At 61.3% G+C, this 24473-nt stretch carries 19 protein-coding genes; 6 read left to right on the top strand and 13 right to left on the bottom strand.

Translation table 11 applies throughout. The features are described from left to right. The first annotated feature begins 124 nt into the window (after positions 1-124). A complete protein-coding gene (locus tag AC0J6G_RS12235) occupies positions 125-3559 on the top strand; it encodes an AAA family ATPase (RefSeq protein WP_475248068.1) in 3435 nt (1144 codons plus the stop codon). Positions 3560-3650: 91 nt separating this feature from the next. Beyond that, positions 3651-4970, top strand: coding sequence for an ABC1 kinase family protein (locus tag AC0J6G_RS12230; RefSeq protein ID WP_475248066.1), 1320 nt, complete (start codon positions 3651-3653; stop codon positions 4968-4970). A 12-nt stretch (positions 4971-4982) separates the two neighbouring features. Here the strand turns inward: AC0J6G_RS12230 and AC0J6G_RS12225 are convergent, their stop codons facing one another. Next, positions 4983-6128, bottom strand: coding sequence for an ABC transporter substrate-binding protein (locus tag AC0J6G_RS12225; RefSeq protein WP_475248064.1), 1146 nt, complete (start codon positions 6126-6128; stop codon positions 4983-4985). Positions 6129-6258: 130 nt separating this feature from the next. Further along, a complete protein-coding gene (locus tag AC0J6G_RS12220) occupies positions 6259-7053 on the bottom strand; it encodes a substrate-binding periplasmic protein (protein WP_475248062.1) in 795 nt (264 codons plus the stop codon). A 172-nt stretch (positions 7054-7225) separates the two neighbouring features. Here AC0J6G_RS12220 and AC0J6G_RS12215 point away from each other — a divergent pair, with 172 nt between their 5' ends. Both AC0J6G_RS12215 and AC0J6G_RS12210 read left to right on the top strand, forming a co-directional pair. Then, positions 7226-8593, top strand: a complete 1368-nt coding sequence (locus tag AC0J6G_RS12215; protein ID WP_475248060.1) for a choice-of-anchor I domain-containing protein — start codon at positions 7226-7228, stop codon at positions 8591-8593. Positions 8594-8895: 302 nt separating this feature from the next. After that, positions 8896-9159: a hypothetical protein gene (locus AC0J6G_RS12210; RefSeq protein ID WP_475248058.1), complete on the top strand. Its 264-nt coding sequence runs from the start codon at positions 8896-8898 to the stop codon at positions 9157-9159. 17 nt (positions 9160-9176) lie between these two features. Here the strand turns inward: AC0J6G_RS12210 and rlmF are convergent, their stop codons facing one another. The 9 genes from rlmF to AC0J6G_RS12165 form a co-directional block, all read right to left on the bottom strand. Further along, positions 9177-10205 (bottom strand): 23S rRNA (adenine(1618)-N(6))-methyltransferase RlmF, encoded by a 1029-nt coding sequence (gene rlmF, locus AC0J6G_RS12205; RefSeq protein WP_475248057.1) that lies wholly within the window; start codon positions 10203-10205, stop codon positions 9177-9179. A gap of 89 nt (positions 10206-10294) precedes the next feature. Next, entirely contained in the window at positions 10295-12124 is a 1830-nt protein-coding gene (locus tag AC0J6G_RS12200) for an SLC13 family permease (RefSeq protein ID WP_475248055.1), read from the bottom strand. Between the two features lie 32 nt (positions 12125-12156). Continuing rightward, a complete protein-coding gene (locus AC0J6G_RS12195) occupies positions 12157-12453 on the bottom strand; it encodes a winged helix-turn-helix domain-containing protein (RefSeq protein WP_475248054.1) in 297 nt (98 codons plus the stop codon). A 61-nt stretch (positions 12454-12514) separates the two neighbouring features. Then, the gene (gene nhaD, locus AC0J6G_RS12190) at positions 12515-13891 is read right to left on the bottom strand and encodes a sodium:proton antiporter NhaD (protein WP_475248053.1); all 1377 of its coding nucleotides are present in this window, start codon (positions 13889-13891) and stop codon (positions 12515-12517) included. A 210-nt stretch (positions 13892-14101) separates the two neighbouring features. Beyond that, positions 14102-15565, bottom strand: coding sequence for a Na+/H+ antiporter NhaC (gene nhaC / locus AC0J6G_RS12185; RefSeq protein WP_475248052.1), 1464 nt, complete (start codon positions 15563-15565; stop codon positions 14102-14104). A gap of 137 nt (positions 15566-15702) precedes the next feature. Next, positions 15703-18534 carry a valine--tRNA ligase gene (locus AC0J6G_RS12180; protein WP_475248051.1) on the bottom strand — a complete coding sequence of 944 codons (2832 nt, stop codon included), beginning with the start codon at positions 18532-18534 and terminating at the stop codon, positions 15703-15705. Between the two features lie 192 nt (positions 18535-18726). Further along, on the bottom strand, positions 18727-19125 hold the full coding sequence (locus AC0J6G_RS12175) for a DNA polymerase III subunit chi (protein WP_475248050.1): 399 nt from the start codon (positions 19123-19125) through the stop codon (positions 18727-18729). A gap of 9 nt (positions 19126-19134) precedes the next feature. After that, positions 19135-19554: a DNA polymerase III subunit chi gene (locus tag AC0J6G_RS12170; RefSeq protein ID WP_475248049.1), complete on the bottom strand. Its 420-nt coding sequence runs from the start codon at positions 19552-19554 to the stop codon at positions 19135-19137. Between the two features lie 160 nt (positions 19555-19714). Continuing rightward, a complete protein-coding gene (locus AC0J6G_RS12165; protein WP_475248048.1) occupies positions 19715-21205 on the bottom strand; it encodes a leucyl aminopeptidase in 1491 nt (496 codons plus the stop codon). Between the two features lie 145 nt (positions 21206-21350). Here AC0J6G_RS12165 and lptF point away from each other — a divergent pair, with 145 nt between their 5' ends. Continuing rightward, positions 21351-22472 carry an LPS export ABC transporter permease LptF gene (lptF, locus tag AC0J6G_RS12160; RefSeq protein ID WP_475248047.1) on the top strand — a complete coding sequence of 374 codons (1122 nt, stop codon included), beginning with the start codon at positions 21351-21353 and terminating at the stop codon, positions 22470-22472. Then, a complete protein-coding gene (gene lptG / locus AC0J6G_RS12155) occupies positions 22465-23526 on the top strand; it encodes an LPS export ABC transporter permease LptG (protein WP_475248046.1) in 1062 nt (353 codons plus the stop codon). Before lptF ends, lptG begins: the two co-directional genes overlap by 8 nt. Positions 23527-23633: 107 nt before the next feature. On the opposite strand, the gene AC0J6G_RS12150 is transcribed toward lptG, so the two are convergent. Then, complete coding sequence (locus AC0J6G_RS12150; protein ID WP_475248044.1) at positions 23634-24128, bottom strand: RDD family protein; 495 nt, start codon at positions 24126-24128, stop codon at positions 23634-23636. A gap of 109 nt (positions 24129-24237) precedes the next feature. Next, positions 24238-24450 carry a cold-shock protein gene (locus tag AC0J6G_RS12145; protein WP_475248042.1) on the bottom strand — a complete coding sequence of 71 codons (213 nt, stop codon included), beginning with the start codon at positions 24448-24450 and terminating at the stop codon, positions 24238-24240. Positions 24451-24473: the final 23 nt, after the last annotated feature.

The following is a 24473-nucleotide window of genomic DNA, read 5'->3' as shown; positions in this document are numbered from 1 at the left end:
TGGCCGGCAACGCGTTTCCGCCCCTATGTGGCCTGTTTAGGTATCAGCATCCTGACTACTCCCTCGCTCGCCCAGCGCGGCGAATGTGCCAAAATGGCCGCCCCCAACGGCCTGCGACCCGTGCATGAAAATCCTTAGCCTGCGCCTGAAAAACCTTAATTCGCTAAAGGGCGAGTGGAAGATCGACTTCACCGCTGAGCCTTTCAAGGACAACGGTTTGTTCGCCATCACCGGGCCGACCGGTGCGGGTAAAACCACCTTGCTGGATGCCATTTGCCTGGCGCTGTACCACCGTACGCCGCGCATGAGTTCGGTGTCTGCCAGCGCCAATGAGCTGATGAGCCGGCACACCGCCGACTGCCTGGCCGAGGTGGAGTTTGAGGTAAAGGGCGTTGCCTACCGGGCCTTCTGGAGCCAGCGCCGCGCTCGCGACAAGGCTGATGGTGCGTTGCAGGCGCCCAAGGTCGAGCTGGCCGCCGCCGACGGACAGATACTCACCGATAAGATCAACGAGAAACTGCGCGAAACCGAGCGCCTGACCGGGCTGGATTTTGAGCGTTTCACCAAATCCATGCTGCTGGCCCAAGGTGGTTTCGCCGCCTTTCTCGAAGCCAACGCCAACCAGCGCGCCGAACTGCTGGAGGAACTGACCGGCACCGACATTTACGGGCAGATTTCCCAGCGGGTGTTCGAGCAGACTCGTGAGTTCAAGGTTGAGCTTGATCAATTACGCGCCAAGGCTTCGGGGGTTGAACTGCTCAGCGACGCGCAGCGTATTGACCTGCAAACGCAGGCCGAGCAACTGGCTGTTGATGAAGCAGCGCTCGGCGCACAGCAAACCGAGTTGCAGCGCCAGCGCCGCTGGTGTGAGGACCTGAGCAAAACCCAGGCGCAGTTGCTCGTCAGCCAGCAAGCCGAGCAGGCAGCGCAGGAGGATTTACAACAGGCCCAGCCGCAGCTGGCGCAACTGGCCGCCAGCGAACCGGCCCAGCGTTTACAGCCGCTGCACCATGACTGGCAGCAAGCCCGCCAGAGCCTGACGCAGACCGAACAGGGCTTACAGCACAATGCCGGCGAGCAGCGCCAGGTTGAGCAGGCCATTGCCGAGCACAGCTGGCAGGCGCGGGAATTGAGCGCCGCCCTTCTTGCCGATTGCCAGGCGCAGCGTCAACAACTGGCCGAGCGCCTGCAGCAGTTGCAGCAGCAACTGGCTGCGCAGGCGCAGCATGGTAGTTTGGGTGAGCAGTTGGGCAGCTGGGGGGAGCAGCTTAAGGCGCGCCAGCAACAGGTCGGGGAAATTGCTCAGCTGCAACTGAGTCAACAGCACCTGCAGGAAACCATCGACACCCTGCAGACGCAGCTCGGTCAGCAGGCTGAACAGCTCAGCATTGAGCTGCGTCGCCTGCAGCAGGCCCGGGAGCAGGAAGAGGCTACACAGCAGCAACACAATGTGTTGCTGGCCGGGCGCAGCGAGGCGGCTTTGCGTGAGCGTTGGCAACAGTTGCATATCCAGGGCGGTGTACTGACCCAGCTGGGCGAATTAGCTGCGGCGCAACAGCGTCTTGCCGGTGAGCAAAGCCAGTTAGCCAGCGCACTGACGCTGTTGCGCGAGCAGCATCAAGCCAAGGGCGCCGAAGTGGCGCAGCTGCGCTTGAGTTACAAGGACCTGCAGCAACAGGTACAGGCCCAGGAGAAATTGCTCGAGCAAGAACAGCGCATCCAGGCCCTCGAAACCCATCGTGCTCAGCTGCAACCCGGCGAGGCCTGCCCGCTGTGCGGCTCCGAGGCGCACCCGGCGATCAGCGCCTACCAGGCGCTGGATGTATTTGCGACCAAGGCGTTGCTCACTAGCAAGCGCAATGAGCTTGAGACGCTGACCGAACACGGCCGGCAATTGGCCGGTGAACTGGAAAAATTCGCTGCGCGCTTGGAGCAGCAACAACAGCAATTCGAGCGTGGCCAGCAAACCCAGGCCGAGCAGGGCGAACGCTGGCAGGTGCTCAATGCCCAGCTAGACAAGCCGCTGGCCGATGCCGCCGCGCTGCCTGCGCAACAGGCGCAGCAGAGCAGTGAGTTGCACCAGCTACAGCAGTGCCTTGAGCAGCTGCAACAGCTGAATAGCGACCTTGAGCAGCGCCAGCAAACGCGGCTGAGTGTGCAGCAGCGGTGCAGTGAGCTGGAACAGCAGCAGGCGCTTAACCTCCTGCAACTGCAGCAACGTCAGGAGCAGAGCGAGCAAGGCCAACTGCGACTGCAGCAGTTGCAGCAGCTTGAGGCTGAGCGCACTGCCAGTCTGAGTCAGGCCCTGGCCGAGTTCGGCTATCAGCTGCCGAACGATGCTGGCGCTTGGCTCACTGAGCGCCAGGCCGAGTGGCAGAGTTGGCAGCGCAATCAGCAGCTAAGCCTGGATTTACAGCGTGAACTCAGTGAGCTGGATCATGGCCTGCAGGCTGCCGTTCAGCAGGCCCAACTCTGGCAGCAACGCTGGACTGCGCTGGATCGGGTCGATCAGCTGGCCTTGGCCAAGCCTGCCGATGCGCAGGCGGCCTTGCAGCAAGCGCAGGTTCAGCTGGAAGAGGCGCAGCGCCGTCAGCAGCAGTTGGCCGGTAGTCGTCAGGCGTTGGCCAGCCGCCTGCAGAACGAGCAGGCGCGTCTGCAACAGGCTGAGCAGCAGTGGCTGGCCGCTCTGGCCGCCAGTCCTTTTAAGGCTGAAGCCGACTATCTAGCCGCGCTGCTGGATGAGGCGCAGCGCGTCGCGTTGCAGCAATTGCGCCAGCGCTTGGATAAAGCCTTGAGCGATGCTCAGGCCCTGGCCCGTGCCGCTGCGCAGCAATTGACTGCGCTGCAGGCCAGCCCCGCAACCGCACTTAGCCTTGAGCAACTGGACGAACAACTGCTCGCCCTGAACGTCCAGCTCAAAGCCCTAAGCGAACGCCAGGGCGAAATCCGCGCCCAGCTGCAGGGCGATGATGCGCGCCGCCAAGGCCAGCAAGGCCTGTTTGCCGCGATCAGCGTCAAGCAGGCTGAGTACGATCTGTGGCAGCAACTTAATAGCCTGATCGGCTCGGCTGACGGTGCCAAATACCGCAAATTTGCTCAGGGCCTGACCCTGGACCACCTGGTCTACCTGGCTAATCAGCAACTCGAACGCCTGCATGGTCGCTACCAGTTAGCGCGGCGCAGCAGCGGTGAGCTGGAGTTGGAAGTGCTCGACACCTGGCAGGCTGATGCGGCGCGCGATACCAAAACCCTGTCCGGCGGCGAGAGTTTTCTGGTCAGCCTGGCGCTGGCCTTGGCGCTGTCTGATCTGGTCAGCCATAAAACCAGCATCGACTCGCTGTTCCTCGATGAAGGCTTCGGCACCCTTGATGGCGAAACCCTGGAGGTGGCGCTGGATGCCCTGGATAACCTCAACGCCAGCGGCAAGATGATTGGCGTCATCAGCCACGTTGAGGCGCTCAAGGAGCGCATCCCGGTACAGCTGAAAGTGCACAAAGGCGTCGGCATGGGCTACAGCGGTTTGGATAAGCGCTTTGCCGTTCACCCGCGGGTTAGTTGATTGACACCAGCGCCGCGCATGTTTTGGCTCAGGTGTACATGCGCACTTAAATGACGGGTCTTAATGCTTGGCCCCTGGCAAGCGCTGGCGCATGATCGTGCCTCGCCCTGATGAGTATTCGCGCATGGCCAAGCCTCCTGCTGCACCCCCTTCTGCCTCCGCATTGGGGCGTTTTCTCACCTTGGCCGGTACGGCCACGCGGATCGGCGGCAGTGTGCTGGTGCAGCGCTTGCGCCCGGGACGTGGCGGTATTGATTGGCAGCCGGTAGGCGCGCTGCTAACCGAGGTGTTGGGGGAGATGAAAGGCCCGGTGCTCAAGCTCGGTCAGATGGCGTCGCAGTGGCAAGGTGTGCTGCCTGAGCCGGTGGCCCATGCACTCGGCGCCCTGCAAAACCGTGTGCCGGCGTTGCCTTTCAGCGCCCTGCGCGGGCACTTGCAGCAGGTATATGGTGCTGACCTTGGGCAGTTTTTCCAGCAGATCGATGAGCAGCCCTTTGCCGCCGCCTCGCTGGGGCAGGTGCATCGCGCGGTAGCGGCTGATGGCCGGGCACTGGTGCTCAAGGTGCAATACCCTGGCATCGCGGCGATCTGCCAGGCGGATTTGCGGCAGCTGCGACGCTTGTTGCCGCTGGGGCGGCTGTTCCGGGCGCCGGCCGAGCAACTGGAAGGCTTGCATCAGGAACTGGCAGCGGTGATTGAGGCCGAGCTGGATTACCCGGCGGAAATGCGACGCTTGCAGCACTTTCGTAAGCACTTTGCCGACTGGCCCGGTTTGCGCTTGCCGCAACCCTACGAAGACCTCTGCCGCCCAGGGGTTTTGGCGTTAAGCGAGGAAGTCGGCTTGCCCTTCAGTGAGGTCAGCCAGGCCAGTGCCGAGGTGCGTGAGCGCCTTGCGCTGACCTTGGTGCGCTGGTTGAGCGCCCAGGCATTTGAGTTGGGGCTGCTGCATGCAGACCCGCACCCAGGCAACTTTGCCTACACGGAGGCGGGCGAGTTGGTGGTGTATGACTTCGGCTGTGTGCAAACACTGCCTGCACCGTTACTCGCCGCATATGTGCAAACCTACAAGGCCTTGCAGGCCCGTGATGGCGACCAACTGGAGCGGGCCTTTCAGGCGCTGGGTACGCGCCAACCCAAATCGACCATCCCCTATGGTTTTTACCGTCAGCTGCATGGGTTGCTTGGGCCTTTGCTGCAGCCCGGGGTGCGCTGGGATTTTGCTGCGATGCCATTGCATGAGCAGGTGCAGCGCTTGTTGCCGGATGTGTTGGGGGCGCTCGGCAGCTTGCAGCCGTCGCCCGCCACGTTGTTGGTCAACCGTACGCTGGAAGGGCATTACTGGAACCTCAGCCGCCTTGGCGTGGCCCTACCTGTGGCTGATCTGCTGCAAGGGTCGTTGGCTGCGCGCTGAGGGCTGAATGCCTTAGCGCATGTGTGTCACCGTCACGGCGCGACCCTTCTCGATGCGGGTGAGGAATACCGCACTGGAACCCTGATGGTTGCGGCGTGAAAACGCCACCTTGAAACCACCCAAATCCGCTTCTAGATGCTCCAGAGCGTCGAGGAACGTCTCGCGGGTGGGGTGGCTGCCGGCTTTGCGCAAGGCGTGGATAAAAACCACCGCGCCGATGTAGCCCTCAAGCGAGGCATGGTCAATGTCAGTGCCTTGCATGTCTGCCTGATAAGCCTGCACCAGTGCGCGTGAGGTGTCGTGAGGTGAGGGCACAACTTGGGAGATGTACACCCCATCCGCATCAGGCCCTGCCACGCGGATAAACCGTTCAGAGCCGATAAACGACACGCTGATAAAGCGCGTCTTGAAGTCCAGTGCTTTCGCCTGTTTGATCGCGGCCGCCAGTTGCTTGTACGTGCCGACAAAGAACACCGCTTCCGGCTGAGTGCGCTGCAGCGCCTTGATGGCTTCCGCCACATCCAGCGAGTTGCGCTGAATGCGCGCCTGCGCATAAATCTTCAGGTTGCGCTTGAGCAGAGCACCGTTAAGGCCGCCTTTGACCGACTCGCCGAAGGAGTCATCCTGCATCAGGATGGCCACCTTGCTCAGTTTCAGGTCCTGGGTGAGGCGCTCGACCAGCTGCTCCGTTTCCTCAATGTAGGACGCCCGAATCGTGAAAACCCTGGGTTTTGCCGGCGTGCGCAAGAATTCGGCCCCGGTAAAGGGGAACAGGTAAGGCACTTCTGCGCGCAGGGCAATTGGTAGGGCGGCCCGTGAGGTCGGCGTGCCGACATAACCCAGCAGGGCGAATACCTGCTGCGTGTTCAGCAGCGTGCGGGTGTGCGCGGCCGTGCGGCTGGGTTCATAGCCATCGTCGAGGCTGAGCAGGTTGATGCGCCGACCGTACACGCCGCCTTCGGCATTGATGCGCTTGAAGTAGGCCTGCGCGCCCTTGTGCATGCTTTGCCCCAGGGCTGCGGCAGGACCACTTTGTGCGTTGACCATGCCAAGCCGAATTTCATCGTGGCTTAGCCCTGGTTCTGCGGCAACGGCAGGCAGGCACAGCGCCAAAAGGGCGCTGGTCACAAGGCTGCGCAGCCGCTGTTGAAAGGTCATCGGTATTTTCCTGGCCATGGTTGCTGGTCACGCTCGTGTTGAGTCAGCCATGTTGTATTACGGTGAAAAGGCAAGCGCAGCATGTGAATTTTTAAACACTTTAGCCAGTTGTGAGGTAAAGCCCCAGTGATTAGTTATGGGCGGCAGATGTTGACGGCTCCAGCTGGTACTTGCCTTGTTGCAGGTCATCGAAATAGCGCTGGTAACGCCCGCTGTCACGGTAAAGCTGCAGGCGCTTATTGAAGCGCTCGAGCAGCGCCGGGCTGCCTGCCAGGCTTTTTGGCAGCATCAGATAGCTGAGGTTAACCAGCAGCGGCTTCGGGTGATGGGTGATCTTGGCTTGATCTTCCGCGCTGAAATGGCTGCGCAGTGCGGCATAGCCCACGTTTATCTCCTGTGGGTAGAGCACCACGCGTTCCTTTAATAACTTCTCAAAGTTCTGTTGGTCGCTGGAGACGCGCTCCATCTTCACTTTGTTCTTGGCGAGAAAAGCATCGAACCCTGGCCCGTAGCTGTATTCCAGGCCACCGCCCAAGGTCATGCCGGTGAGGTCATCAAAGCGCTGCCAGCCAAAGGGCAGGCTTTTCAGGTGAAAGAACACAAATTGTTCGTCCAATAACGGCGCGCTGAACAGAAAGTCAGCCTCGCGTTCGGCCTTGTGCATCCACACGGCGCTGGCATCAAAGCGTCCGGCAGCGGCAGAGGAATAGGCGCGCGGCCAGGGCAAAAACTCGAATTTGACGCGATAGCCTTCGTCGGCGAACAGGTCGCTGATCAAGTGGGCGATAACACCGTTATGCTTCAAATCGCTGGCTAGGTAGGGCGGCCAGTCACCCACGCTGATCTTCAATTCGGCTTGTTCGTTGGCCTGTGTGGCTGCTCCCCAGAACAAGCACACCGCAGCGAACAGGATTTTCCACTTCATTGCTGCCCCTTACTGCACGCCATAGTGCCGGTGCGTGTTTGCCCATTGCACAGTAATACCACTGCGCTGCGCTGGATGTAACGCCATTGCGGCTTCATTAAAACGTCATTCTGAGCGTGAACACTAGGGCGGATTTGTTCAATTTATTACTCCTCATACAAGGATAGCTGCGGTGCTACGAATCCCTACGTTGTGTGCGCTGTTTGCCCTGGCGCCATTGGCTGGCGCACTTGAGCTCAAACCCCTGGCGGTCTATCAGAGCGGCTTTGCCGCCGGCACTGAAATTGTCAGTGCACAAGCCTCAAGCATGCGCGTGATTGTCTCCAACAGCGCCGAAGGCTTGGTCGATGTGCTGCAGCTGGACCCGGCCAAGGGGCTGAAGCGTATTGCCCGGCATAACCTGGTACCGGCAGGCACGGGGGAAATCACCTCGGCGATTTTTCATCCCAGTGAAGACCTGTTTGCCGTGTGCATCCGCAACAGTGATGGCCTGAAAAACGGCCGGGTTGAATTGCGTGCCGCGGCCGATGGCACGTTGCTGGGCTCCGTGGAAATTGGCGTCTGGCCGGACAGCCTGGCGTTTTCGCCCAAGGGTGACTTCATCGTGGTGGCCAACGAAGGCGAAGGCTATGTGCGTGACGGCGAGGGTTTCCGCAGCGGTGAAGGCTCAATCAGCCTGATCGACCTGCGTGGCGGCGTGGCGTCGGCCAAGCACAGCCTGATCACCCTGCCGGACCTGAAAGGTGTCGAGGGCGCGACCCAGGCCGAGCACAAGCGCCTGCTGGAGCGGGTGATTGATGGCGAAGAGCTGAAAATCCCCTTCGGCACCCGCCCTGAGCATATCGAGCCGGAATACGTGACCTTCAGCCCAGACGGCGCGCGGGCCTACGTCAGCCTGCAAGAGAACAACGCGATTGCCGTGGTGGATGTGTTGCAGGGCAAACTGGACAAGGTCTTTGGGGTCGGCACCGTGCGCCATGCGGCGGATATCGTCGATGACGGTAAGTATCAGCCGACGGCTGAACTGTACGCTCTGCGCGAGCCGGATGCCCTGGCGGTGAGCGCCGATGGCCGTTACCTGATCAGCGCCGATGAAGGCGATACCGACCCGAAAATCGCCAAAACCAAGGCCGGCTTGCCCAGCGGTGGCGGGCGCACGGTCAGCGTATTTGATGCTATGAGCGGCAAGCTGCTCGGCGATACCGGCAGCCAGCTTGATGATATGGCCGCCCAGGCCGGCGTTTACCCGGATGCGCGCAGCCCGAATAAAGGCAGCGAGCCAGAGGGTGTGGTGAGTTTTGATGCCTTCGGCAAGCGCTTTGTGGTGGCGACCTTGGAGCGCGCGGACTCGCTGGCCCTGATCGATTTGGATCAGCCGACGCAACCCAAGGTGTTACAGGTCATCGGCGCTGACGAGGGTGCAGGTTCCGGCAATCTGGCGCCCGAAGGCCTGGCTCATGTTGAGCACAACGGCCGGCATTTTCTGGTCACTGGCCTGGAGAAAAGCGGCAACGTCGCGCTTTTCGAGTTGCTCAAGTAATAGGCTGTTGCCGGCCAGGCGCGCGGTATGCGCGTCTGGCCGATGCGTCCAGCATGCCGGCCTGTTGCGCCGGCTTTTTATCGCCTGCCATCCCGAGCGGTCACCCTTCGGACCGCCGCCGCACGACGTTGAAGATCGCTTCGGACGCTTTTTTCTTGGCGGCCAGTTCCCCGTCAGCCTTAGGCCCTTTAGAGTGCGGCAGCGCAGTCGTGCGGGTATTAGGGATGGCTGACGCATGACCGTTTGGGTCGTTTCACTTCTGTTTGTATTGACCTACTTGGGCATGGCCGCAGGCGGGATTCGTGGCCTGCGCGGTGGTGGTGTTGCTGGTCAGCGGTGCGCAGTCGCCCAGTGAGGCAGCCAGCCATCTGGATGCCGGTGCGCTGTTGCTGCTGTTGGCGCTGATGCTGATCAGTGCGCAGTTCAATTTCTCCGGGGCGTATGCCTGGCTCAACCCGCAACTCAGCCACTATGCCGAGCAGCCGAATCTGCTGCTATTGGGCGGGGCTGGGCGGCTGGCTGCCGTGGCAGGCGTAACCCGTAGCCCGAAGGGCGACGTTCACTGAGCTATCGCGCTGGCGACCTACGACCAGCGGGTTTTGCGCCAGGCGTGCTGCTGTTCGGGCGTCTGAAAGGTCCAGGCGACGAAGCGGCTCTGCTTCTGGCCCTGGGCCATTTCCACGGTGTGCACCTGCAGCGCGCCGGCCTTCTTCAGTGCGCTGTACACGCCCGGCAGGTTACCCGCCTTGGAAATCAGGCTGCTAAACCACAGCACCTGCTGGCCGACCTCGACACTTTCCTGGATCAGCTGGCTAACAAACGCTGCTTCGCCGCCCTTGCACCACAGCTCCGCCGCCTGGCCGCCGAAATTCAGCACCGGCAGCTTGCGTTTGGGGTCGAGCTTGCCGAGGTTGCGCCATTTACGCTTGCTGCCGCTGCTGGCTTCTTCCGCGCTGGCGTGGAAGGGCGGGTTGCACAGGGTCAGGTCAAAGCGCTCGTCGGCTTGCAGCAGGCCCAGGAAGATATGCGTGCTGTCGCGCTGTTGGCGCAGCTCGATGGCCTCGCTCAAGCCTGGGTTGGCCTGGACGATGGCCTTGGCCGAGGCAATGGCTTCGGCGGCGATGTCTGTGCCGAGAAACTGCCAGGCATATTCGCGGTTCCCCAACAGCGGATAAATGCAGTTGGCGCCCACGCCAATATCCAGCGCGCGCACCTTGGCCCCACGCGGGATCTCGCCGCCATTGCTGGTGGCCAGCAGGTCAGCCAGGTAATGCAGGTAATCGGCGCGGCCGGGGATCGGCGGGCACAGGTAATCCGCCGGAATGTCCCACTGCGCGATGCCATAGAACTGCTTGAGCAGCGCCCGGTTGAACACCTTGACCGCCGCTGGGTTGGCAAAGTCGATGCTCTCATTGCCATAGGGATTGATGATCACGAACGCCGCCAGCTCCGGGCTGGCCTTGATCAGCGCGGGGAAGTCATAGCGCCCCTGGTGGCGATTGCGCGGGTGCAACTGGCCTTTGCCCGCATCGGGTTTTGCTGCCGCCGGTTTGCTCGGTGCAGGGCGCGATGCGGCGGGTTTACGGCTGGGGCGTTTCGGCGGCAGGGACATGGCAGGCGGATCTAGGCTTGGGGCGCGGGATTTTCCCACAGCGCGCGCCAGGCTGCAGGAAAACTCGTCAGTCGATGACCGCCTGCGCCCTACAGCGGGAACAGCACGGGCACCAATGCCACGCTGACCAGCATCACCAGCAAGGTAAAGGGCACGCCCACACGCACAAAATCACTGAAGCGGTACTGCCCCGGCCCCAGCACCAGGGTATTCACCGGTGAGGAGATCGGCGTCATAAATGCCGCCGAGGCCGCCAGCGCGACGGTCATGGCAAAGGGGTAGGGCGAGGCATTCAGCGCCTGAGCAGTGGCGATGGCCACCGGGGCCATCAGCACGGCGGTGGCGGTATTGGAGATAAACAGGCCAATCAGCGCGGTTACCGCAAACAGGCAGGCGAGAATCCCGCGTGGGCTTGCCTCACCGAGCAGGTTCACCAGGCTGTTGACGGCCAAGTCGACCCCGCCGGTTTGTTGCAAGGCCTGGGCGAACGGCAGCATGCCGACGATCAGGATCAGGGTTGGCCAGTGAATGGCGCGGTAGGCGCTGTCCAGGTCGATGCAGCGAAACGCGCCCATCAGCAAGCAGCCGATCAGCGCGGCCATGACATTGGGCAGCAGGCCGCTGAGCATCAGGCCAACCATGACCGCCAGGCTGAGCAGGGCGTAGGGCGCTTTGCGCGCGGCCGGGGCCACTTCGTCCACTTCGGCCGGTAAGCTCAGCACCAGAAAATCGCGACTCAGGCCTTGCAGGCGGTGGATGTCGCGCCAGTTACCGGCCACCAGCAAGGTGTCGGAGGGCTTTAGCTTTTCATCCACCAACAGCCCCTGTAGGGCTTGGCCATGGCGGCGTAAACCGACCACGTTGAGTTTGTATTGGCTGCGAAAACCCAATTCGAGAATGCTTTTGCCAGGCAGTTGCGACTCCGGCGGTAGGGCGATTTCAGCCAGGCCCAGCTGGTGGGCGTGCAGGCTGAAATAGGAGTGCGTCAGGCTCATGGGCTCCAGCCCCAGGCTGCGGTAAGCATCTAGCAGGCCGATGGTTGGGCTGGCGAGGTCCACCAGCAGCACATCGCCGGGCTCCAGCAGGGTGTTGCCGGTGGCCATCAGCAGCAGCGTGCGGAATTTGCGCTGGCGCTCAACCGCGATCACGTTGATGCCGTACTGCTGGCGTAACTCCAGTTCATTCAAGGTCTGGTTGGCCAGCGGTGAGTCCATGCGCACTTTCAGGCGGCGCTCGCGCTCGTTGAGCCGGTAAGCCTGCGCCAGATCGCTCAGGGTCAGGCGTTCGACCTCGGGCTGGCCCGCGCGGGTGCTGTTAGCCAGCCAGTTGCGGGTCAGCAGCATGTAGAGGATGCCCAGCCCCAACACGGCAAGGCCGATCGGGGTGAAGCTAAAGAAGCCAAAGCCGTCCAGGCCCGCACGGCGTAATTCAGCATGGATAACCAGGTTGGGCGGGGTGGCGACCAGGGTCAGCATACCGCTGATCAACCCGGCAAAGGCCAGCGGCATCATCAGGCGGGCTGGGGCGATGCGTAAACGCGCCGCCACTCCGAGCGCCACCGGGATAAAAATGGCGACGACGCCAGTGGAGCTCATAACCGAACCGAGCCCAGCCGCCGCCAGCATCAGCAGGATCAGTAAGCGCGTTTCGCTACTGCCGGCCCGGGCCACCAGCCAGTCGCCCAGGCGGTAAGCGATACCGGTGCGCACCAAGCCGTCACCAATAACAAACAGTGCGGCGATCAAGACCACGCTGGGGTCACTGAACCCGGCCAGGGTCTGCTCAATGCTGAGCACCCCGGTCAGCGGCAGGCCGAGGATCACCAATAGGGCGACCACATCCATGCGCGGCTTATTGAGGATAAACAGGGTGACGGCCGCCAATAGCAGGCCCAGTACCCCTAACAGTTCGTTATTCATACCTGTTCAGCCCTTCAGGGCGCGTGCGGGTTTTACGGGTAACCCAACACCGATTTGATTTGCGCCAGGTTGCGCGCAACCCACTGCGGGTCGATAGGGCCCCAGTCGCGGATTACATAGTGCCCGGCGTTATTGCGCTCGCCGGCTTGTTGGGCAAATTGGCAGTCGATATCCAGTTCCGCCAGGGCGGCGAGGGTGTCCTGGGCGGTGCGCCGCGGCATGCCGGTGGCCTCCATCAGCGCGGGCACGCTGCTGGCGCTGGCGCTGTCGATCAGCCAGGCGACGTACAGGCGGCGGTAGAAGCTGGTTTTGGTTTTGCTGATGTCCATGGCGCGGTGTGCTCCTGTGGTGATGGCCGCGTGCTAATCAAGCGCGCGGCCAGAGCGGGGGTCAGCCCAGCGTTGCAATCGCGATATAGGTCGCGGCGCCGGAGATGTAGCCGAGGAACGCCAGCAGGCTGATCTTCTTCAAGTACCAGATGAAGTTGATCTTCTCCATGCCCATGGCCGCTACCCCGGCAGCAGAACCAATAATCAGGCAGCTGCCGCCAGTGCCCGCGCAGTAGGCAAGCATTTCCCAGAAGGTGCCGTTGACCTGGAAGTTGCTCAGCCACGCGCTGTCTGCGCCGGCCGCTGCCAGGGCTTCCGGGCTTACCAGCGGGTACATTTTCATCGCACCGGCCACCAGCGGCACGTTATCTACCACCGATGACAGCAGGCCGATGGCGATATTGATGGCGTAAACATTACCCAGGCTTTCGCGCAGCAGGGTCGCCGCCTGAGTCAGGTGGCCCGCGGTGGCCAGGCTGGACACCGCCAACAGAATGCCGAGGAAAAACAGCACGCTGGTGGTGTCGATGCGGCGCAGTACCCCGACCACCGACAGCGGGTGTTTGTCTTCATCGTTCTTGCCGCGGTGAATCACTTCAGTCACCACCCAGAGCACGCCCAGGCCAAGCAGGATGCCCATGTAGGGCGGCAGGTGGGTGACGGTTTTGAACACCGGCACGAACACCAGCGCGCCAATGCCGAGAATGAATACCAGGTTGCGCTCAAACGGCGTGGTTGGGTCGCGGCGCTCTTGCTTGGATTGCTTGACGTGCGGGCGCTGAACTTCACCCTTCATGGTCATGCTGAGGATCAGCAGCGGTACCAGCAGGCACACCACGCTTGGGATAAACAGGTTGGCGATAATGCCGCTGGTGGTGACCTGATTGCCGATCCACAACATGGTGGTGGTGACGTCGCCAATCGGCGACCAAGCGCCGCCGGCGTTGGCGGCAATGACCACGATGCCGGCATAGAACCAGCGTTCTTTCTGATCGGCGATCAGTTTGCGCAGCAGCGAAACCATGACGATGGTGGTGGTCAGGTTATCCAGCGCCGCGGAGAGGAAGAAGGTGATCAGTGCGACAGTCCACAGCAGGGTGACGCGCTTGTTGGTGCGGATGCGATCGGTGATGACCTTGAAGCCCTCGTGGGCATCAATCAGCTCAACGATGGTCATCGCGCCCATCAGGAAGAACAGGATTTCGGAAATCTCGCCCAAGTGGTGGCGCAGTTCTGATGTGACATGAGCCCCACTGCCGCTGACCCCGCCTGTGTCTGCCGCCATCAGCGGCAAAATGCTGTCGGCACCCAGCACCAGCAGGGTCCAACAGATCACGGCGGTGAGGATCGCCGATGCCGCTTTGTCGATTTTTAATGGGTGCTCAAGGGCGATGCACAGGTAACCAAAGACAAAGATCAATGCCATTAACGCATACATGGGCAGACTTCCATTTGCAGGGCTTTTTTATTGAGTTAGGGGTGCCAGGGCTTTTATGCGCCGACGAAGATGCCTGAATTGCGCCTAAATTGGCAGGGTATTTATCGCGCTTGCACCCATCCAACGCCTGCGTCGGTGCGTTTGCAGCCGTCAGTTAGTGCTGGCGCCCCCAGTGGCAGCGGTGCTGCGCAGCTGGGGATGCCTTGGCTATTACGCCTGCGACAGGTCGTCGCGTTCGGTGGTGTGCGGCGTTATAGCCTGCGGCGGGAAGATAAAGGCGAGGAACATGGCCAACAGCGGCATCAGCAAGTTGAAGAAGCAATACGGTAAATAGCTCAGGGTGGCCACGCCCAGGGTGGCGGCCATGTAAGCGCCGCAGGTATTCCAGGGCACCAGCACCGAGGTCAGGGTGCCGCCGTCTTCCAGTGCACGCGACAGGTTCACCGGGGCAAGGCCACGTTTGGCGTATTCCGCACGGTACATGCGCCCGGGGAGAACGATGGCGATGTACTGGTCGGCGGTGATGATGTTGCAGCCGATGGTGGCGGTAATGGTGCTGGCGATCAGGCTGCTGGTGGTTTTTGCCAAGTGCAGGGTGCTTTGCAGCAGGCGCTGGAGCAGGCCGAGTTTTTCCAGCACGCCGCCAAAGCACATGGCGCAGATGATCAGCCACACGGTGGTGAGCATGCTGGACATGCCACCCTTGGACAGCAAACCGTCCAGCGCTGGGTTGCCGCTGCTGGATTCATAACCGGCAAACAGCGCGGTCCATACCGTTTTCAGGGGCGCCAGCGCGCCCGCTGCGGGGTCGGCCAGGCGCTGCATGACCTCAGGCTGGAAGACCAGCGCAAACACCGCACCTACCAGCGCCGCCAGGAATACCGCCGGAAAAGCGGCCCACTGACGCACCGCGAGAAACAGTAAAAAAGCGACCGGCAACAGCAGGTGCCAGCCCAGGCTGAACTGGCTTTCCAGGGCCTGCAGCACCTCGGCGATGCGCGCGGTGTCGTGGCTGTCACTGGCCTGCTGGCCGAGCACGAAGAAAATCGTCAGGGCAATCAGCAGCACCGGTACCGTGGTTTGCAGCATGTAGCGGATATGCGCGAACAGATCGGCCCCAGCGGCGGCTGGCGCCAGGTTGGTGGTGTCTGACAGCGGCGACAGTTTGTCGCCAAAGTAGGCCCCGGAGATGATCGCGCCGGCCGTGATGGCCGGGTCCAAGCCCAAGCCAGCGGCCACGCCCATCAAACCGATGCCCAGGGTGCCGGCCACGGTCCAGGAACTGCCGATGGACAGCGCCGTGAGCGCGCAGATCAAGCAGCTGGTGACGTAGAAGTATTCTGCGGAAATCAGCTTGAGGCCGAACCAGATCATGGTTGGCACGGTGCCCGCGAGAATCCAGCTGCCGATCAGCGCACCGACCGCCAGCAGAATCAGGTTGGCCTTCATCGCCATATGAATGCCCGCGAGGATGCCATCCTCAATGTCAGCCCATTTCAGGCCGTTTTTCAGGCCGACCAGGCCGGCAACAAAGGCGGCGCACATCAGGGCGATCTGGTTGGGCCCGCTGGAGGAGCTGTCACCGTAGAGGTAAACGGAAAGGCCCAGCAGCACCACCAGCACGCCAATGGGCAGCAGGGCGTCGAGCAGGGAAGGGGCGCGTGTGTCAGTCATGGGTGTACCGGTCGATCAATTAACCGTGGGAGGGGCTTGGACCGCGAACTTTCTGTTAAAGCGCGCAGCTCAAGCCCCTCCCACAAAAAAATAAACCCGCGCCGATTAGGGCGCGGGCTGCGGGTGTTGCCAGTGGGTCAGAGTGCGGCGATCTTGCCGCGCTGCTCAACCATCTTGCTCAGGGCCTGCTCGGCCTCGGCCAGCTTGGCGCGCTCTTTATCGAGCACCTCGGCCGGGGCCTTGGCGACGAAGCCTTCGTTGGCGAGCTTGCCGCCGACGCGCTGCACTTCACCGGTAAGACGGGCGATTTCCTTATCCAAGCGCGCCAGTTCGGCGTCCTTGTCGATCAGCCCAGCCATTGGCACCAGTACCTGCATCTCGCCCACCAGGGCGGTAGCAGACATTGGCGCTTCTTCGCCGGCTTGCAGCACGCGCACGGTTTCCAGCTTGGCCAGCTTGTTCAGCAGCGGCGCATTGTCGTTGAGGCGACGCAGGTCTTCGGCGCTGGCGTTCTGCAGGATGATGTCGATGCGCTTGGCCATGGAGATTTTCATCTCGCCACGGATCTGCCGCAGACCGAGAATCAGCTGTTTGACCCACTCGATATCGCCTTCTGCAGCGGCATCGATGCGGCTTTCATTGGCCACTGGCCAGGCTTGCAGCATGATGGTTTCACCACTCACGCCAGCCTGGGCCTTGATGCGCTGCCAGATTTCTTCGGTGATAAACGGCATAAACGGGTGGGCCAAACGCAGCGCCACTTCCAGCACGCGAATCAGCGTGCGGCGGGTGCCGCGCTGGCGTTCGATCGGCGCGTTCTCATCCCACAGCACCGGCTTGACCAGCTCCAGGTACCAGGCGCAGTACTCATCCCAGATGAACTCGTACAACGTCTGCGCGGCCAGGTCGAAGCGGAAGGCATCGAGGTGACGGGTGACGTCGGCTTCGGTGCGCTGCAGGGCGGAGATGATCCAGCGGTCCACCGAGGACAGCTCAACTTCTTCGCCGTTGACGCCGCAATCCTGGCCGTCGGTGTTTTCCAGCACGAAGTTGGCGGCGTTCCAGATCTTGTTGCAGAAGTTGCGGTAACCCTCGACGCGGCCCATGTCGAACTTGATGTCGCGACCGGTGGAGGCCAGCGCCAGGTTGGTAAAGCGCAGGGCGTCGGTGCCGTAGGCGGCGATGCCTTCGGGGAACTCGGCGCGGGTCTGCTTGGCGATTTTTTCGGCGAGCTTGGGCTGCATCATGCCGCTGGTGCGCTTCTCCAGCAGTTCATCAAGGGTGATGCCGTCGACGATATCCAACGGGTCAAGCACGTTGCCCTTGGACTTGGACATCTTCTGGCCCTGGCCATCGCGCACCAGACCGTGCACATACACGGTCTTGAACGGGATCTGCCCGGTCAGGTGGGTGGACAGCATGATCATCCGCGCGACCCAGAAGAAGATAATGTCAAAGCCGGTGACCAGCACGTCGGTCGGGTGGAAGGTCTTCAATTCGTCGGTTTGCTGCGGCCAGCCGAGGGTGGAGAAGGTCCACAGGCCTGAGCTGAACCAAGTGTCGAGGACGTCTTCGTCCTGACGCAGGGCGATGTCACCCAGGTTGTGCTGGGCGCGCACTTCCGCCTCGTCGCGGCCGACATAGACGTTGCCGGCCTCGTCGTACCAGGCCGGAATGCGGTGGCCCCACCAGAGCTGGCGGCTGATGCACCAGTCCTGAATGTCACGCATCCAGCTGAAGTACATGTTCTCGTACTGCTTGGGCACGAACTGAATCTCACCGCTTTCGACCACGGCGATGGCTTTTTCGGCCAGCGGCTTGGTGCTGACGTACCACTGGTCCGTCAGCCACGGCTCGATGATGGTGCCGGAGCGGTCGCCTTTTGGAACTTTCAGGGCGTGGGCGTCGATGCTTTCCAGCAGGCCGGCAGCTTCAAAGGCCGCAACGATTTGCTTGCGTGCCTCGAAACGATCCAACCCGGCGAATTGTGCCGGCAGGCTGCCGTCGATGTCGCTGTTGACGCTGCCATCGACATTGAACACTTGGGCCTTGGCCAATACGGCAGCGTTTTTGTCGAAGATATTCAGCAGCGGCAGGTTGTGGCGCTTGCCGACTTCATAGTCGTTGAAGTCGTGGGCCGGGGTGATTTTCACGCAGCCGGTGCCGAACTCAGGGTCGCAGTAATCGTCGGCGATGATCGAGATACGACGGCCAACCAGCGGCAGTTCAACGAAGGTGCCGATCAGGGCCTGATAACGCTCGTCGTTCGGGTTTACCGCAACGGCGCTGTCGCCGAGCATGGTTTCCGGGCGAGTGGTGGCGACGATCAGGTAATCCTTGCCGTCAGCGGTTTTGTTGCCGTCGGCCAGCGGGTAACGCAGGTTCCACAGGCTGCCTTTCTCGTCGTGGTTTTCCACTTCGAGGTCGGAAATGGCGGTGTGGAACTTGGTGTCCCAGTTAACCAGGCGCTTACCGCGGTAGATCAGGCCGTCTTTGTGCAGGCGCACAAAGGCTTCCTTGACCGACTCGGAGAGGCCGTCGTCCATGGTGAAGCGCTCGCGCGACCAGTCCACCGAGCTGCCCAAGCGACGGATCTGCCGGGTGATGGTGCCGCCGGACTGCTCCTTCCATTCCCAGACTTTCTCCAGGAATTTCTCACGGCCCAGGTCGTGACGGCCGATGCCGTCGGCGGCCAGTTGACGCTCAACCACCATTTGCGTGGCAATGCCCGCGTGGTCAGTGCCCGGCTGCCACAGGGTGTTGCGGCCCTGCATGCGGCGGTAACGAATCAGGCAATCCATGATCGAGTTGTTGAAGCCGTGGCCCATGTGCAGGCTGCCGGTGACGTTCGGCGGCGGGATCATGATGGTGTAAGGCTCGCCCGCACCCTGCGGGGCGAAATAGTTATTCGCCTCCCAGTTCTGGTACAGGGTGGTTTCAATGGCGTGCGGCTGGTAGGTCTTGTCCATGCGCGGCGGGACCCTTATGACGGCTAGACGGAAAAGCCGGCAAGTATAGCGGGGATGGCACCCGTGGCGTAAGGCCGGGCGTGGAGCGGCTGACTGGTGGGTGTATGGCTATGACACATCACGCGTAGCCCGGATGTAATCCGGGGTTGTGCATTCCCGGATTGCGCTGGGGCTTATCCGGGCTACTAGCGGCTAACGGCGTGGCGGCAGCAGTCGGGTCAGGCGGGCATCCAGGCGGCGTTTCAGTTCCGCTTCGATTTTCGGCACGAAGTCGTCCAGCACATCCTGCAGGATCAGTTCGGCGGCGGCGCGCAGTTCGCTGTCGAGGCGATTCAACTCGCTGTCGCGGCTGATGCTCTGGCTAACTGTCTCGCGCAGGGTTTGTGCAGTAGGCGCGACGCTTGCGCGAGGTGCCGGCGTGGCGGGCCTTGGCGGTGGTGTGACGATTTCCGAGAGCAGCGGAATGCTGTCCGGGTCGAGCGAGTCAACCAGTAGCGGTGGCTCGATCTGTTCGTCGCCCAGCAACTGGCGAATCGACTCAAGGTCGTTAAGCAGTTGCGCGGGTTTTTGTGGCGGGTTTGGGTTGTCCATGGTGTGCAACTAAAGTTCGACTCGTTTTGGATCATACCCGCGTTGCCGATAGGCGCGGAAATTCTCCCGGCAGGCGGTCAGTAAATCCGGTTCTTGGTTGACGATTTCAATCACGCGACTGAAACCATCCACTTGCGGTGACAGCGTGTTACCGAGGTTGATTAGCACGCCTTCTGGGTTGGTGGGCTCTTCATCCATGCCGATGACGACCGGGGCCAGTGGGTCTTCTTCGTAGAGGTTGTGCGGCACAAAGCTTTCCGCTTTGAAGCGCCACAGCAGCTCATCCGCTTCGTGGCACTGCTGCGCATCACTTCCGCGCAAAAACACCGGCACACCGGCGCGCCAGGCTTTCATTGCCAGCTGACAAGCCGCCCGCAGGCGGTCGCCCGGCATGGCGGTGGACAGTACGTAGAATTCGATTCGGGGCATGGCGGCACGATTTGGCGTTAATTGCAGGAGCGGCTTGCTGACAGGTGCGCAGCTTACCAGTCAATCGCGGCCAAGACCGCTCCTACAATGCGCCTGGAACGTAGAACCTTTTTCGGATCTCGCGGGCTAGAGCGAGACAAGGCGCTACGTTTGCAGGTTTTTAGGCGTTGCTGCGATCCAGCAAGTACTGCGTCAGCATCGGCACGGGTCGGCCGGTTGCGCCTTTGTCCTTGCCGCCGCTGATCCACGCCGTACCGGCGATATCCAAGTGCGCCCAGTGGTACTTCTTGGCGAAGCGCGAGAGGAAGCAGCCGGCGGTGATGGTGCCGGCTTTCGGCCCACCGATGTTGGCGATATCGGCAAATGGGCTGTCGAGCTGTTCTTGGTATTCGTCATACAGCGGCAATTGCCAGGCGCGGTCGTCGGCGCTCAAACCAGCCGTCAGAATCTGCTGCACCAGTTCATCGTTGTTGCCCATCAAGCCGGACACATTGCTGCCCAAGGCGACAATGCAGGCGCCGGTCAGGGTGGCGATATCAATCACGGCTTGCGGCTTGAAGCGTTCGGCATAGGTCAGGGTGTCGCACAGCACCAGGCGGCCTTCGGCGTCGGTGTTGAGGATCTCCACGGTCTGGCCGCTCATGGTGGTGACGATGTCGCCCGGGCGAGTCGCGCCGCCGCTCGGCATGTTCTCGGCGCAGGCCAGCAAGCACACCAGGTTGATCGGCAGTTGCAGTTCCAGTACGGCTTTGAGGGTGCCGAATACGCTGGCCGCACCGCACATGTCGTACTTCATTTCATCCATGCCAGCGGCTGGCTTGATGCTGATGCCGCCGGTGTCGAAGGTGATGCCCTTGCCGACGAGGGCGTAAGGCTTCTCGGATTTTTTGCCGCCCTGGTAATTGAGCACAATCATGCGTGGCGGCTGGTCGCTGCCTTGGGCGACGGCGAGGAATGCGCCCATGCCGAGTTCTTTGAGTTTCTTCTCGTCGTGAATCTCGACCTTGAGGTTTTTGTAGGCTTTGCCCAAGGCTTTGGCTTCTTCAGCCAGGTAGCTCGGGTGGCAGAGGTTGGGCGGCAGGTTGCCCAGGTCTTTGGTGAACGCCATGCCGAGGGCAATGGCTTGGGCGTGGCTGCTGGCGCGCTGGGCGTCGGCCAGATGGTTTTTTTCAGTCAGTAGGGTGATTTTTTTCAGTGCGCCGGCTTCAGCCTTTTGGCTCTTGAAGCGATCAAAGCAGTAACCGGCATCGGCCAGGCATTCCACCATCAGGCGGGTTTTGCCGTAAATGTCGCGGCCTTTGACCGGCAATTCATCCAGCGCCAGAACGGCGTCGCTGCCGCCGAGGTTCTTCAGGCCGCTGTAAACGCTGTTGATCACTTTGCGCAGTTGGCGGTCAGACAGTTCGCTGTCTTTGCCGGTGCCGACCAGCAGTACGCGTTCGGCTTTGAGGTTCGGCAGGTTGTGCGCCAGTAAGGTCTGGCCGAGCTTGCCGGCCAGGTCGCCACGCTTAAGCAGGGCGCTGAGGGCTCCGCTGCTGGCGGTGTCGATGGCTGTGGCCGCGTCACCGAGTGTGTGGCCTTCGCCGACAGGGATAACCAGGGTGGCGGTTTTTAGTGTTTCTGGGCGTGCGCTTTTAACAATAAATTCCATTGCGTGGTGTCCCCAAGACAACGAGTCGCTATTGCAGGATAATGCCGGCTTAATTTTTTCGAGGTTCGCTCGGTGAGCGAGCCGGCAAGCAGTTTGGCTAGTGTGAGCTGAGCCAGCTGAGCCTGACAACCCTGGAGTGTCTGGTTTGATCGTCTTCCGTTATCTGTCTCGTGAAGTGCTGTTGACCCTGAGTGCGGTGAGCGCCGTGCTGTTGGTCATCATTATGAGTGGTCGTTTTATTCGTTATTTGGCCCAGGCGGCGCAGGGGATGCTCGACCCCGGCGTGCTGCTGATGATCATGGCGTACCGCATTCCTGGCTTTCTGCAGCTGATCCTGCCGCTTGCGCTATTCCTCGGCATCCTGCTGGCGTACGGGCGGATGTACCTGGAGAGCGAAATGACCGTGCTCTCGGCCACGGGCATGAGCCAGCAGCGTTTATTTGTTTACAGCCTGGCGCCGGCAGCCCTAGTGGCCGTGCTGGTGGGTTGGCTCAGCATGGGGTTGGCTCCGCAAGGTGTGCAGCATGTGGCGCTGATTCTCAACCAGCAAAGCGCACTGACAGAGTTAGACACCTTGGTGCCGGGGCGCTTTCAGTCGATGAAAAATGGCTCGCGCGTCACCTACACCGAGGACTTGTCTGAGGATCGGGCGTCGTTGGCTGGGGTGTTTATCTCTGAAACCCAGCTGTCGCGCCAGGGCGACAAGGAGCGTGGCATCTCTGTGTTGGTGGCTGAGTCCGGTCGCCAGGAAATTCAGGCTGATGGCAGCCGCTACCTGATTCTGGAAAATGGCTACCGCTACGACGGCAACCCAGGGCAGGCCGATTACCGTGCGATCAAGTACGATACCTACGGCGTACTGCTGCCCAAGCCTGAGGTGGCCACGGATGTGACGGAGCGCGAGGCGATCCCAACGCGTGAGCTGATTGGCAGCGACAACCCGCGCATGCAGTCTGAATTGCAGTGGCGCTTGTCGATCCCCGTGCTGGTGTTTGTGGTCACGTTGCTGGCGGTGCCGCTGTCGCGGGTTAACCCACGGCAAGGGCGCTTCCTCAAGCTGTTGCCGGCCATCCTGCTGTACATGACCTACCTGGCACTGCTGATTGGTGCACGCGGTGCGCTGGACAAAGGCACCCTGCCACCGGCCCTTGGCTTGTGGTGGGTGCATGGGCTGTTCGCCCTGGTTGGCCTGCTGTTGCTGTATTGGGAGCCGCTGCGCTTGCGCTGGGCGGCTCGTCGTGTGGCGCTGGAGGTGGCCCGTGGTTAAGTTGGATCGTTATATCGGCACCCAGGTGTTTGTCGCCATCCTCGCCGTGCTGGGCATCATTGTCGGCCTGGCCCTGCTGTTTGCGTTTATCGATGAGCTGAGCGATGTCGAAGACAGTTACGGCCTGCTCGATGCTCTTGGTTATGTGCTGCTGACCGCGCCGCGGCGTATCTATGAAATGCTGCCGATGGCCGCATTGATTGGGTGCTTGATCGGTCTGGGCTCGCTGGCCAGTAACAGTGAATTGACCATTATGCGCGCTGCTGGCGTGTCAATTGGACGGATTGTCTGGGCGGTGATGAAGCCGATGCTGGTGCTGATGTTGGCCGGCGTGCTGATCGGTGAGTACCTGGCGCCTTACAGTGAGAATAAGGCTCAGGCTAGCCGCGCGATGGCCCAAGGCGGGGGCGAGGCGCAGAGCTCCAAGCACGGTCTGTGGCATCGTCAGGGGCAGGAATATGTGCACATCAACGCCGTGCAACCGGATGGTGTGCTGCTGGGCGTTACCCGCTACCGCTTTGATGAACAGAAACGCATGCAGTCTTCCAGCTTTGCCCGGCGCGCGCAGTACCAGGGCGATCACTGGCAATTGGAAGACGTGGCGACGACGCATTTCCGTGAGCGCAGCAGTGAGGTCATCCAGCAGGCGCAAGAGCGTTGGGATATTGAATTGACCCCGCAGTTACTCGGTACCGTGGTGCTTGCGCCGGATGCATTGTCGATGACCGGGCTGTGGAGCTACATCCACTACCTGGCCGAGCAGGGGTTGAATAACAGCCAGTATTGGCTCTCGTTCTGGACCAAGGTGCTGCAGCCGCTGGTGACGGCTGCGCTGGTGCTGATGGCGATTTCCTTTATCTTCGGTCCGCTGCGCTCGGTAACCCTTGGTCAGCGGGTGTTTACCGGGGTCTTGGTGGGCTTCGTGTTTAAAATCAGTCAGGACCTGCTCGGGCCATCGAGCCTGGTGTTCGGCTTCTCGCCGTTGCTGGCGGTGCTGACCCCGGCCGCTATTTGCGCGCTTGCCGGTGCTTGGCTGCTGCGCCGCGCCGGTTAATTGCGCCATAAAAAGCCGGCGTGCGCACTCTGTGCACGCCGGCTTTTTATGGCCTGCTATCCATAGCGGCCGTCTGCGAGGCACCTCGCAGTGGTGCAGTAATCGTCTTACTTCTTGTGGATATTCTTGGGCAGCTGAATGACCTGGCTTTCTGAGTAGGTGTCATGCCAGCTGCGTTTGTCCTTGTCCCACAGTACCCACAAAAAGCCCAGGCCAAGCAGCAGCCAAGAGCCAATGGCAGCCAGAAAGCGCAGCAGCGCCTGCCACAGGCTGATCGCCGTACCGTCGCGGTTTTGAATGCGCAGGCCCCAGACCTGCATGCCCAGGGTCTGGCCACTGTGGGTCCAGAACTTGGCGAAGAAACCAAACAAGCTGAGAAATAGCAGGGTCGAGAGCAGGGGGTCACCATCCAGGGCGCCGGCGTCAGACATCTGCTTGAGCTGCGCCTCGCCGTAGAAACCCATCAGGATCAGCTTGTAGATAAAGGTCACCACAATCAGCAGGGCGATGCACAGCAGAAAGTCATAAAACATGGCGGCAAGACGGCGGGCCAGTCCGGCGCTGGGGAATTCACCCTGCGGGCGCAGCAGGTGTTTCGGCATAGTCGGCTCTTTACTCGTTCGGCGGGTGGGATGGGCGCTAACAATGCGGCATCAAGGGGCATAAAAAAACCCCTGATGCAGTCATCAGGGGTTCTTCGCGGCGGCGGGTCTACTCCTGGGCTTGAACTTCGTCAGCCTGCATACCTTTTTGGCCCTGCACGGCGATAAAGCTGACCTTTTGTCCTTCTTTCAGGCTCTTAAAGCCGTTGCCCTGGATCGCGCGAAAGTGCACGAACAGGTCTGGGCCACTTTCTGGGGCGATAAAGCCAAAGCCCTTTTCGTCGTTAAACCACTTAACGGTACCGTTTTGGCGATTCGACATAGCGTGTATTTCCTTGAACCTAG

The organism is Pseudomonas sp. TS_SC_3, assembly GCF_056156225.1.
This window is presented reverse-complemented; position numbering and strand designations above follow the sequence as displayed.